The organism is Winogradskyella sp., assembly GCF_025210595.1.
Lineage (GTDB): Bacteria > Bacteroidota > Bacteroidia > Flavobacteriales > Flavobacteriaceae > Winogradskyella.
This window is the reverse complement of sequence record NZ_JAOARH010000079.1, coordinates 22413-34077: the sequence shown is the minus strand read 5'-3', so window position 1 is coordinate 34077 and position 11665 is coordinate 22413. Positions and strand designations below refer to the sequence as shown.

Here is an 11665-nt window from a genome sequence, read left to right as displayed (position 1 = left end):
AATTATGCGGTTTGTAATTGCTTGTTATAGGCTGATAAAATGTCGTTTTCAAATTTTGAATAAAATTCAGGGTCAAAGTTGGCTTCAGAGAGATGATTTATTACATATTCAATGTCTCTTTTCTCATTAAGCCATTTGTTAAAGGTTTCATGACGCATTCTAATTCCAAAAGTGTTAATGCCTAAAAATTCGTTGGTTTCTTTATGGTAAGCAACAGTAATACATTTAGTGTCATCATTATGTTTCCAATGAAAATGTTGTTCGTAATCTGGTTTGCCTTTAGATCCAAAAACCCAGCCATAGGTTTGGTATTCTATATCCATAAATTTGGCAGAATTAAACCAGTGACCTGGTTTGTATTGAATGCGATTTCCACAAATGGTTTGTGCTAAGGTTTCGCCCATCATTCTACCTGTATACCAAACAGCTTCAATAGGTCTGCGGTTTCCTATGGCTTCATGTTGCTCAGCACAATCGCCAATTGCATATACATCTGGTATATTGGTTTCTAGGTAACGATTTACTTTTATACCTCTTCCTGTTTCAATTTTAGAACCTTTTATAAAATCTATATTTGGTGAGACACCAGCTGTAAGCCCAACAACATTGCATGGTATCTCTTCTCCAGTTTCTTCAATAATGACTGATTTCACTTTTCCGTTTTCATCAGATTTTATTTCTTTTAGATTGGTAGATAGACGTAAATCGATATGATGATTTTTTATATGTCTGTTTATCATTGCGCTTTCGCCATCTGGTAAAACACCATTCCAAAAGCTAGATTCACGAACGAGAAATGTAACAGGAATACTTCGACTATTTAACATTTCGGCTAATTCAATACCTATGAGTCCACCACCAACAATGACAGCACGTTTACAAACCTCTTTGTTGGGAGCATGCTTTTCAAGATTTTCTAGATCTTGTTTATGGTACATGCCCATAACTCCATCTAAATCTTGTCCTGGCCAACCAAACTTGTTCGGTTTACTTCCTGTAGCTATGACAAGCTTATCATATTGTAATGTATCTCCTTTAGCAAAGTGAAGTGTTTTGGAATTTGTATCAACGTTTTCTACATAGCCTTTTTTGAGATTGATTCTGTTTTTCTTCCAAAACCAATTTTCATAAGGTTGAGTGTGCTCAAATTTCATATGTCCCATGTATACATACATTAAAGCAGTGCGTGAGAAGAAATAATCCGTTTCAGCCGAAATAATAGTAATTTTTTTGTCGGAAAGCTTTCTTATGTGTCTTGCGAGTGTAGTGCCTGAAATTCCGTTTCCTATAATAACAATATGTTCCATAATTTCTGCCCTAAAAGTTGGGTAACTTTTTAATTGTTGGATGTGAAGTCTGTCGAATTTAAAGATAAGAACTTAATAGATGCTTTCAATTTAGAAAGAATTTAAATTGGTGTGGCGTTGTAAGGTTTAGGTTTTTTTTTGAAAAGTGTTTTTTATGTAATTTTACTAAATGAGGATTATAATACTTTTTTTACTTGTTTTAATTTTTAATTGTTCTGCTGCTCCATACAAGCAAAGTAAGGTTAACGGAGTTAGCTTTGTTGCAGCGCCTAAGAAAGTAGATGATACTCATGTTATACCTGTGGTAAATGTTAATGCCAATTATGCTGCTATAATGCCTTTTGGGTTTATAAAAAGTTTAGAGCATCCCAATATAGACCATAATACAGATAAACAATGGTTTGGTGAAACCAGAGCAGGAGCAAAACAATATATTGAAGTACTTAGAAAGCAAAACATTAAGGTAATGATAAAACCTCAAATATGGGTTTGGCGAGGTGAGTTTACAGGTAAAATTATGATGACATCTGAAGAAGCATGGAAGGCGTTAGAAGACTCCTATACCAGCTTTATTCTTGAATATACCGAATTAGCAGAAGAGGTTAATGCAGAGTTATTATGTATAGGAACAGAACTTGAGTTGTTTGTTAAATATAGACCAGAATATTGGTTTAAATTAATAACAAAAATTAGAAGTATTTATAAAGGGAAACTAACCTATGCAGCTAATTGGGATGAGTTTAGACGCACTCCTTTTTGGGATAAATTAGATTATATAGGTATTGATGCTTATTTTCCTGTTAGTGATAAAAAAACACCAACATACCAAGATTGTATAGAGGGTTGGGGAACTCATAAACCTAGAATAGAAAAAATGACTAAAGCGATAGATAAACCTATTCTTTTTACAGAATATGGATATAGGAGTGTTGATTATTCTGGTAAAGAACCTTGGGTATCTGATCATACCATGACAGATGTAAATCTAGAAGCGCAAGTAAATACTACTAGAGCACTTTTTGAAACGTTTTGGAAAGAAGAATGGTTTGCTGGTGGTTTTATATGGAAATGGTTTATTATGCACGATGAAGTAGGTGGCGAAAATGATCCTATGTTTACACCACAAAACAAGCCAGTAGAAGTAGTGATTTCTAAACAGTATGCTGCGTATAAATAGTTTTACATTAATACCTCTTGTAATGTAATTTGTTAGAATTCGTCTAAAATTTTATTAAAAAGCAATGATGAATCGCTCCTAAGCTTATGGTATAGGTGCATATACTAATTAATAATGAACATTAAATTAATAGGGGTGGCCTTAATACTTCTTATAGGTCAATTTAGTTTTTCACAAGATTATATTTCAGAAATTAAGATTGAAGGTAATAAAAGAACAAAAAGTAGTTTTCTTAAACGACTAGCACTTGTAAAAGAAGGAAATGTGTTAGATTCTGTAAAAATGGCATCAGATATAAGGCGATTTAAGTTGTTACCGTCTGTTGCAAGTGCTTCTTTTGCTGTTGAAAAGTTAGAGAATAAAACATACAGATTAACTTACAAAGTGGTTGAGAATTTTGCCATAATTCCTGGGTTAAATGTTTCGCAAGATGTTAATCAGGATCTTGCATATAGATTGTCGGTTTTCGATTTTAATTTGCTAGGTCAAAATCAAACTATTGGCGGTTTTTATAGTAAAAATGTATTTAATTCCTATGGTTTTTTTTGGGAAGCACCTAATTTGTTTACAAGAAAATTAGGAATAGGTGTTAACTATCAAAATAACATTTTGCAACAACCTGTTTTTTTTGATAACAAAAGTGATGTTAACTACAAGTTTAATAGTAAAGCTATTGAGTTTAGAGTGTTTTACGAGTTTGATTTTAAAAATCGAATAGAGTTTGGGTTAAATATCGCAGATGAAGACTACAGTTTTATTGATGGTGATTTGCCAATTGAAATTCCAGAAAAATTAAATCTAAGACGAACTTCTGTTGTGGGTGAATATGCTTACAATAATATTACTATAGATTATCAATATATAAAAGGTTTTAGAAGTACTTTTAATTATAATTTTACTGTTAATGCTAGTGGTAATAAAGATTTACTTAAAAACTTTTTTATAGGTAGAAATGATTTTGAGTATTATAAACGTATAGGAGATAAGGGTAATTGGGCAAATAGATTGCGTTTAGGTTATGCAACAAATGACACTACACCATTTGCACCTTTTGCTTTAGATAATCAGCTAAATATAAGAGGAGTTGGTAATGTCATAGATAGAGGAACAGCATCTGTTGTTTTGAATACAGAATACAGACATACAGTTTATGAAAAAGGATGGTTTGCTTTACAATCTAATGCTTTTATAGATGCTGGTACTTGGCAAAATCCTGGTGGTAATATTAAAGATTTGGTAAAAGGAAATAATACAAGTCTATATACAGGTTTAGGGTTAAGATTTATACATAAACGAATTTTTAATGCTGTATTTAGAATAGATTATGGATTAAGTTTGTCTGGTAATAAAGCCAACAACGGAATTGTTTTTGGTATTGGACAATATTTTTAACTGTAATTTAATTTTGTGTAAATTGTATTTAGCTTTTAACAGTTAGTTTTGTGTAAAAGGTGAGAAATATGAGAACATTAGCAATTGGTGATATTCATGGCGGATTAAAAGCCCTAACACAAGTGTTAGAAAGAGCTGATGTAACTAAGAGCGATACACTTATTTTTTTAGGAGATTATGTTGATGGTTGGAGTGAGTCAGCTCAAGTAATCGAGTATTTAATTCAACTTTCCAAAACCAATACTTGTATTTTTATTAAAGGAAACCATGATGTGTGGTGTGAACATTGGTTGTTAGACAGAACAGTAAATGATATTTGGTATGTACATGGTGGAAAAGAAACGATAGAGAGTTATAGTAATTTTACTGATGAGAAAAAGAAAGCACATCTCAATTTTTTTGAGACTATGCCATTATATCATATAGATGATGAAAAACGTCTTTTTATACATGCTGGTTTTACATCTATGCATGGTGTAGAAAGAGAGGTGCACAAAGAAACATTTTACTACGACAGAACACTATGGGAAATGGCATTGACCATGGATAAGCGTATTGAAAAGAATTCAGATTTGTATCCTAATCGTTTAAAGCATTACCAAGAAATATATATTGGTCATACACCAACAATACGTTATCATAAATCTAATCCAATGCAAGCAATAAATATATGGAATGTAGATACAGGTGCTGCATTTACAGGAAAATTATCTGCAATTAATATCGATACAAAAGACGTGTTTCAGAGCGATGTTTTACCAGAGTTATATCCTAATGAAAAAGGAAGGAATAAATAGGTTAGCTTATGTTTTTCTTATAATAAACCAACATGTCATCTGCTGAAGCACCAAACCAACGCTTTACGTAAATTGCCCAAAAGTGATATTGTAATTTCCAAACGCCTACTTTTTTATATAATCTTGCTGAGGTTCGTATTTTTTTATTGATAACAACAAATTGTTTACGTTTATAAAGCTCGTTAATTAAAATATTGTCCTCGTAAATAGTATAGCTTTCATCATAGCCTCCAATCTCATTAAAAAGCGTTTTTGTAATAAATAGACTTTGGTCACCACCTCTGCATGCACGCCAAGAAAACTGTGTTAACCAACTGGCAAGACGCAACCACCAATGTGAGCTGTCAAACTGCATTCTAAAGCAACCAGCATTATTTCCTTTACTAACTTCATTAATAATATGTTGGTCAAAATCTTTAGGTGGAAATGAATCGGCATGTAAAAAATAAAGAATATCACCTTTAGCGTGTTTAGCACCAATATTCATTTGTTTTGCCCTTCCTTTAGGCGAATTAAGTAAAACTAATTTTGATGGATTTATCAATCCTGAACTGTCACACTGAGCTTGTCGAAGTGTTGTTTTTGGATCTTTAAATTTTGAGTGGAAGTCTCTAACAATATCTTGTGTACCATCACTACTTCCACCATCAATAACAATAATTTCTGTAATGTTTTTAGAGTTGGAGCTGTCTACCAAATGCCTTAGTAAACTTCCAATCATTTCGATTTCATTAAGAACAGGAATTATTATTGAAATTTTACTCATTCAAATCCCAGTTATAATCTTTAAAACTCTTTTTAGCTTTATTTGAAATCTCAATATCTGAATACTGATTTAAAAAATCAATAATGCTTCCATTTCGTTCAAAATCTTTTTTAAACCATTTAAATATCTTAGATAACTTTATGTTGTTTTTAGATATTTCATTTTTAGATGTGTCTGACAAAAAGCCTTTTGTAGCGTTAGTTAATTGCTCTTCTAAATTACTAGCTGTAAAAGCTGTGTTTTGAAGTTTAGGGCAAGATTCTGATGCGCAAACAATGGCAAAATGAATTCTTGGTTCATTCATTTTGCGTAAAATCTGGTGTTCAATATCGTTAAGATTAAGCCACTTATCTCCAAATTTCCAAAGTTTTTGATCCCAAGGGTCTTTTAGATCTTTAATACTTTTTAAAGGATAATTACGTATTATAAGATCAATAGTTAAAGCATTATAAGCATTAATCCAATAAGCGAGTTTGTTAGAGTCATTCCATTTTTCTTTAGGTGTATTGCTGCTTAAAGATTTTATATAATTTCTTAATAGTTTATTTTGGCTTTTTAAACCATTATAATCTACTTTACCTTGGGTAGAAACATACTTTTTAAGTAAAGTGCTAAAAGACGAATGATCAAACTCTTCATTGTAATAATTATAGATTACTTCGGTTTTTTCTAGTTTTAGAGGTTTAAGTTGTTTAGATATACTAGAGGTAGTTTTAATATTTTGATTCTGTGTAAATTCATTTTTAGTTTCAAAGTTTGAAGGTGAAAAAATGAATACAATTAAAATTGAAAGATATTTCATGTTAGGTTATTTTATTCATGAGATTCTCGCTTAGCCGAGAATGTGGGATATAATTCTTGACCCACAAAATCTTTAGGAAAATTTTCGTCACCTTCAAAACCTAATTCAATATCTCTACCATCATGTGGTATATAATTGGTTTTAAAGATGTAATCCCAAATACTCAATGTTAGTCCAAAATTAACTCCATACCTTACATGTTGCGGTAATTCTTTAGCGTGGTGCCAAATATGCATTTTAGGGTTGTTAAAAATGTATTTTAAAATACCATAATCCCAACCTAGATTGGCATGATTTAAATGACCTATTATTATGGCAAAGAAATAAACAATGGCGACATCTTGTGAACTGTAATTAGCAATAATAGCTAAAGGAATATAACGTATAGAGTTATAAACTATTGGTTCCATCCAGTGGTAGCGTAAGTGTGCTGCAAATCCCATTTGTTTTACACTGTGATGTACTTTATGAAAATTCCAAAGCCATTCAAATCTATGTAAAAGACGATGTGTATTCCATTGCACAAAATCATTTACTAAAAAGAAAATGAGTAAGCCTAACCATTTAGGTAAATCGGTAGAGTCAAATAACTGAAAACTAGATAAGGATAAGCCAATAGAATCTAATATGTCATTAAATATCTCTGCAACTGTATTAGATAAGGCAATTAGAACAATAAGATTAAGTAGAAAGAAATTAAAGAACATGTAAAATGTGTCTAACCAAAAATCTTTTCTAAACAATGCTTGTTCTTTTCTCCAAGGAAATGCAATTTCTAAAATCCAAACCAAAATAGAAATGATTATAAGTCCATAGAAATAGTTATCCCAATGGTTGAGGTCTATAAGCTCGTGTTTTAGATAATTCCAATAATTAGAATACGAGTTTTTTATAATATCTATGTACTTTTCCAAAGATTAAAATTTTAACATCAATAATTGCTTTCTCATATTTCCTTGTCCTAAAATATGGATGATATTATTAGATTTTATTGAGTTTTCAGCTCTAAAAATAGTTTCAGAATTAGCATTAGAAAATATAATATTCTGCGAAATGCCTCCATAAGGGTTTACAGTAATGTTATAGAAATTAGTCTTATTTGGGCGCTTGTCTTGTTTTACAAATAATCGTCCTTTTTTTTCTTCGATAAAGCCATTGATGAGAATATTTATTTGTTCATTAGCAAAAAATGTAAACGTAGAAGAGTCTCTTTTGTTAGATTTAGAAGTAATTTTTTCGGTTTGTCGTAATTGTAATAAATTATCCCATTCTAAAGAGCCGTTGGCTTTAATTTTTCCGATTAAGAGATCATCAAAAACTTTATAACTCGTACTAATAGGGTTTATGGTAATATAGCCAGCAAATCCCGAAAATGAAAATGAAGCAATAGGCATCCCAACAGGTAAGCTTTGTCGTTTTTTTATGTAGAATTGACCTACAATATAGGTTTCTAATGCATCGTTTATAAAAATATCTTTAATATCAATACTTCTATTGTCTTTAAAAAATCCAGAAAAATAGGTTTCGGCTTTTTTATTTTGAAAAAGGCTCTGTTTTGAGGAATTTAATGTAAAAGTATTAAGATCAATATTGTAATAAGTAAATCCTTTATATCCTCCTTTTTTTACATTAGAAAAAATGCCGCTAATAATAAAATGATTATTCTTTATTTTAGAGTTGATGAGTTCATAACTCTTTGAGGGGATTTGTATTTTTAATGATTGTGTTTTGTTATTTGAGGTTTTTATTAGCTCATAGAAATTATCATCTTCAGAATTATTAACTTGAAAAAGCGTATAGATTTTATCATCAAAACGCATTGTGGTTAAAAACTTAATGTTTTTGTATGATTTTGATGCGTTTGGAGAAATAGTGAATGTGCTTTTGAGTTGTAAATCTTTTGAAAATATTTTTACAATAACATGGTTTACTTTATTGTTTAGTACAGGAAAACTTAGAGTGATTTCTGAGGCAATATCAAGATCAATGAAGAAATTGTTTTTAAGAGCTTTGAATATTGAAGAATCCTCTTCTTTACTAACAGAATAGAGTAATTGACTTGATATTTTTTTAGTTTTTATATCAATACTATTGAGTATTAAAGAAATAGTTTTTCCGTTTTTCTCTTTTAGAAAAACATAACTTTTACCATTGTACAAAAAAGTCTTTAGAATATCGGTATCACCCTTTGTTTCAATTTCAATACGATTGGTGAAATCAAGGTTTTCATAGAGTTCTACAAAGTAATTTCGTAGTGTGCCATTAATAGTGTGCGGTCTAATAGATACAAAGTTGCCTAAACTATCACTTGCCGTAAGTTCTTTTTTATCTATTAAGAATTGACGATCCTTTATAACGCTTCCTTTGTGTACTTGTTGAGAAAAACCTAAACAAGAAATAGAGAAAATTATAATAATTAAAAAAGATAATCTCATTATTTATAATATGATTATTTGTTACTTAACAACAACCTCCACCATCATAATGGTATGTAGATTCGCTTATAAAAATATCATCTCTATCTAAGTTGGCTAAAACTCCAGCAGTTTTATCACAAATAGCTAACGGTTGGTTTTTAAGTAAAACGTGACCAGCGTTGTCATCGAAATAATCTTGCTTTCCATAATAAATGGCTGCTTTACCTGTGAAAATACATGGTCCATCAGCTGGCATTGGGTCTTTGATGGCTGCAACTTCTATAGATTCAATATAGATCAATTCTTCTGTTGGGTAATTCTTAGGATCTAAAATTCTGTATGGTTTTCTGGCTCTGATTTCTATCGTTCCAAATCCAGCATCAGTTAACATTTTCACATACTCTGCAATTGGTAAACTCCCACTTAAACAAAGCGCTCTAAGGCGTTCGTCATTTCTTAATTCATCATTCATTGGTTGTTCGCAGGTAGGATCGCTCATTACCAACCTACCATGAGGTTTTAAAACACGATACATTTCTGCAATTGCTGCTTTTAAATCGTCTTCTTTAAAAATATTGAATAAGCAATTTTGAGCGGCAACATCTATACTATTATCGTCAACAGGAAGATGTAAAGCGTCTCCTTTTTTAAGATCTACAAACTCAGATTTAAACCAAGGGTTAAGTGTTTCGGCTTCTTTAAAGTTTTTGCGTGAAGCTTGCAGCATTTCGTCCACCACATCTATACCAATTACACCACCTTTTTGTCTATTAAAATATGAGAATTGTAATAGTTCCATACCACCTCCAACTCCAACATATAGCATTTTTGGGTTGTTGGTTAAATCGCGAGCATGCACGGTAGAACCACAACCGTAATTCATTTCTTGCATAATTTTAGGAATCTTTAAGCCTGGTAATTCCCAAATAGGATTTGTAGTACAGCATAGGCCAACATCTGGTGTTAAGGCTGCTTCTTTATAAACATCTTTTGTGGTTTCTAGGTAGCTCATGTTTTTGTAATTAGTAGTTTAGTGTAAAGTAATTAATGTAAATCAATTATTCATTTTACACTTTATTACTTATAGGTTTTTAATCAATTCTTTAAATAGCGTAATCATATCTGGCTCTGCTTTGTTTGCCATATCAATGATTTCTGCAATATCTACAGGTTTTAAATTATCTGGGTCGCATTCATCTGTTAAAACTGACACGGCTGCGGCTTTTAATTTTAAATGATTAGCAACAATAATTTCTGGCACAGTACTCATGCCAACAGCATCAGCTCCTATGATTCCTAACATTCTGTATTCAGCTCTGGTTTCTAATTGTGGCCCAACCACACTCGCATATACACCTTTATGAAGTTTTATGTTGTTGTTTTTGGCAATAGTTTCAATTTTAGAATTGATTTCAAAATCATAAGGAGCACTCATGTCTGCAAATCGCTCACCTAATTCTGATACACCTTTAAAAGCAAGAGGAGAACTACCTTGAAGATTAATATGATCGTCAATAAGCATTAATTCTCCTTTTTTAAAGTTTAAATTAACAGCTCCTGCTGCGTTAGATACTAGCAGTGTTTTAATGCCTAGCTTTTCCATTATCCTTACAGGAAAGGTAACATCTTGAAGCGTGTATCCTTCATAAACATGAAAACGCCCTTGCATTACTACAACTTTTTTACCTTCGAGTTTTCCGAAAATTAGTTTGCCTTTATGAAACTCTACCGTTGCTGTTGGGAAATTAGGAATATGATTATAGCTGGCTTGAGCTATAATGTCTATTTCATTGATCAATTGTCCTAATCCTGTACCTAGAATAATGCCTATTTCAGGATTGTCAAAGCCTTTGCTTTGTAGATATTCGGTGCTTTCAGTAATTTGTTTAATCATAAAGCTCTTGTATTTTTTCTTGTAGTTTTATATTGTTTTTATAAAAATTAGAGGCAATTAAATCATCGTAAGTATCAATATCATTCAAGGGTTCTAAAGTACTAACAGTTGTGTTAAGCCTTTGTAACTCTTGTAACGTTTCGTTGAGTAAATTAGGTTGACTCCATGGTTTATTTAAAAAGATTTCGGGTATTAGTTTTTTTAAACCAATAAGATAATATCCGCCATCTTCAGCAGGACCAAAAGCTACTTCATTATTCTCTAATGTTTCAATGCCCTTTTTAATATGAGTTTCATTGATGTCTGGAAGATCTGAACCAATTAAAACAATTCTTTTATAACCTGCTTCAAAACCATTTTTAAAAGCATTCAGCATACGTTCTCCTAGATCTTTTCCGTTTTGAACGGTTTTATGATCGTCCTGCCAAAGTACATCTTCTATTTTGGTAGAGAAATAAATGTGCTTATCTACATTTAAGTTGCTAGTTGCTTTTTCGGTGATTTTCACCAATTCAGAATATACTTCAAAAGCACCATAGTTACCAATAGTTTTTGCAAGTCTAGTTTTTACAGTACCTAGTTTTATATTTTTAACAAATACAATTACAAGTGCATCAGTCATATATTTTATTGCCTTTTAAAAGCCATTGGCTCCATTCTTTAGAAAATGCATGTACATTTTCAGTAGGTTCATTATTGTTGTCGTAAACGATATAGTCGTTGTTTTTCCATTCAAAAATACCTCCAAATAAATTGTAAACATTGGTGTAGCCTTCTTTTTTTATTTGCTCTGCTATATCTTCTGATCGAATACCTAATGAGCAGTAAACTACAATAGTTTGCTGCTTATTGGTGATTTGTTTTGTTACTGTTTCTGTATTAAAACTTTTATAACCAACATAAATAGCATTTTTAAGGTGACTAACATTATATTCAGCTATTTCTCTTGCATCTAGAATGATAGCTTTGGTTTTGGGCATAGCTAATTCTTGTACAGAGATATAAGGTATACTTTCATTATTATGTTTTTTTAGTAATTCTGAAAGTGATTCTTGAGCATATCCAAATACTGAAATAAATAATAGTATGTAGCTTATTTTAGTTTTCATAAGT

Annotated in this window: 12 protein-coding genes; 3 read left to right on the top strand and 9 right to left on the bottom strand. The window is 31.2% G+C overall.

Features of this window, described 5'->3' with window-relative positions:
- Window positions 1-2: 2 nt before the first annotated feature.
- Window positions 3-1307 (bottom strand): FAD-dependent oxidoreductase, encoded by a 1305-nt coding sequence (locus tag N4A42_RS08305; protein ID WP_294072662.1) that lies wholly within the window; start codon window positions 1305-1307, stop codon window positions 3-5.
- A 169-nt stretch (window positions 1308-1476) separates the two neighbouring features.
- On the opposite strand from N4A42_RS08305, the gene N4A42_RS08300 reads away from it, so the two are divergent.
- From N4A42_RS08300 to N4A42_RS08290, 3 genes are all read left to right on the top strand, one after another.
- Window positions 1477-2484: a glycoside hydrolase gene (locus N4A42_RS08300; protein ID WP_294072659.1), complete on the top strand. Its 1008-nt coding sequence runs from the start codon at window positions 1477-1479 to the stop codon at window positions 2482-2484.
- Window positions 2485-2598: 114 nt separating this feature from the next.
- Window positions 2599-3876 (top strand): POTRA domain-containing protein, encoded by a 1278-nt coding sequence (locus tag N4A42_RS08295; RefSeq protein WP_294072657.1) that lies wholly within the window; start codon window positions 2599-2601, stop codon window positions 3874-3876.
- 68 nt (window positions 3877-3944) lie between these two features.
- Window positions 3945-4673 carry a metallophosphoesterase family protein gene (locus N4A42_RS08290; RefSeq protein WP_294072655.1) on the top strand — a complete coding sequence of 243 codons (729 nt, stop codon included), beginning with the start codon at window positions 3945-3947 and terminating at the stop codon, window positions 4671-4673.
- Between the two features lies 1 nt (window position 4674).
- On the opposite strand, the gene N4A42_RS08285 is transcribed toward N4A42_RS08290, so the two are convergent.
- From N4A42_RS08285 to N4A42_RS08250, 8 genes are all read right to left on the bottom strand, one after another.
- Window positions 4675-5439: a TIGR04283 family arsenosugar biosynthesis glycosyltransferase gene (locus N4A42_RS08285; protein ID WP_294072653.1), complete on the bottom strand. Its 765-nt coding sequence runs from the start codon at window positions 5437-5439 to the stop codon at window positions 4675-4677.
- Window positions 5432-6241, bottom strand: coding sequence for a DUF547 domain-containing protein (locus N4A42_RS08280; protein ID WP_294072651.1), 810 nt, complete (start codon window positions 6239-6241; stop codon window positions 5432-5434). Before N4A42_RS08280 ends, N4A42_RS08285 begins: the two co-directional genes overlap by 8 nt.
- Window positions 6242-6252: 11 nt before the next feature.
- Window positions 6253-7155 (bottom strand): sterol desaturase family protein, encoded by a 903-nt coding sequence (locus N4A42_RS08275; protein WP_294072649.1) that lies wholly within the window; start codon window positions 7153-7155, stop codon window positions 6253-6255.
- 3 nt (window positions 7156-7158) lie between these two features.
- Window positions 7159-8676, bottom strand: coding sequence for a hypothetical protein (locus N4A42_RS08270; RefSeq protein ID WP_294072647.1), 1518 nt, complete (start codon window positions 8674-8676; stop codon window positions 7159-7161).
- Between the two features lie 25 nt (window positions 8677-8701).
- Complete coding sequence (arsM, locus tag N4A42_RS08265; RefSeq protein WP_294072645.1) at window positions 8702-9670, bottom strand: arsenosugar biosynthesis arsenite methyltransferase ArsM; 969 nt, start codon at window positions 9668-9670, stop codon at window positions 8702-8704.
- 69 nt (window positions 9671-9739) lie between these two features.
- The gene (locus tag N4A42_RS08260; RefSeq protein WP_294072643.1) at window positions 9740-10552 is read right to left on the bottom strand and encodes a purine-nucleoside phosphorylase; all 813 of its coding nucleotides are present in this window, start codon (window positions 10550-10552) and stop codon (window positions 9740-9742) included.
- Entirely contained in the window at window positions 10545-11174 is a 630-nt protein-coding gene (locus N4A42_RS08255) for a TIGR04282 family arsenosugar biosynthesis glycosyltransferase (protein ID WP_294072640.1), read from the bottom strand. The genes N4A42_RS08260 and N4A42_RS08255 overlap by 8 nt, the downstream gene beginning before the upstream one ends.
- Window positions 11167-11661: a rhodanese-like domain-containing protein gene (locus tag N4A42_RS08250; RefSeq protein WP_294072638.1), complete on the bottom strand. Its 495-nt coding sequence runs from the start codon at window positions 11659-11661 to the stop codon at window positions 11167-11169. Before N4A42_RS08250 ends, N4A42_RS08255 begins: the two co-directional genes overlap by 8 nt.
- Between the last annotated feature and the right edge of the window lie 4 nt (window positions 11662-11665).

Bases quoted from the DNA above. Each gene is read 5' to 3' on its own strand.
- N4A42_RS08250 (WP_294072638.1), bottom strand. From the start codon at position 11,661: ATGAAAACTAAAATAAGCTACATACTATTATTTATTTCAGTATTTGGA.
- N4A42_RS08255 (WP_294072640.1), bottom strand. From the start codon at position 11,174: ATGACTGATGCACTTGTAATTGTATTTGTTAAAAATATAAAACTAGGT.
- N4A42_RS08295 (WP_294072657.1), top strand. From the start codon at position 2,599: ATGAACATTAAATTAATAGGGGTGGCCTTAATACTTCTTATAGGTCAA.
- N4A42_RS08280 (WP_294072651.1), bottom strand. From the start codon at position 6,241: ATGAAATATCTTTCAATTTTAATTGTATTCATTTTTTCACCTTCAAAC.
- N4A42_RS08260 (WP_294072643.1), bottom strand. From the start codon at position 10,552: ATGATTAAACAAATTACTGAAAGCACCGAATATCTACAAAGCAAAGGC.
- N4A42_RS08290 (WP_294072655.1), top strand. From the start codon at position 3,945: ATGAGAACATTAGCAATTGGTGATATTCATGGCGGATTAAAAGCCCTA.
- N4A42_RS08305 (WP_294072662.1), bottom strand. From the start codon at position 1,307: ATGGAACATATTGTTATTATAGGAAACGGAATTTCAGGCACTACACTC.
- N4A42_RS08300 (WP_294072659.1), top strand. From the start codon at position 1,477: ATGAGGATTATAATACTTTTTTTACTTGTTTTAATTTTTAATTGTTCT.
- arsM (WP_294072645.1), bottom strand. From the start codon at position 9,670: ATGAGCTACCTAGAAACCACAAAAGATGTTTATAAAGAAGCAGCCTTA.
- N4A42_RS08270 (WP_294072647.1), bottom strand. From the start codon at position 8,676: ATGAGATTATCTTTTTTAATTATTATAATTTTCTCTATTTCTTGTTTA.
- N4A42_RS08285 (WP_294072653.1), bottom strand. From the start codon at position 5,439: ATGAGTAAAATTTCAATAATAATTCCTGTTCTTAATGAAATCGAAATG.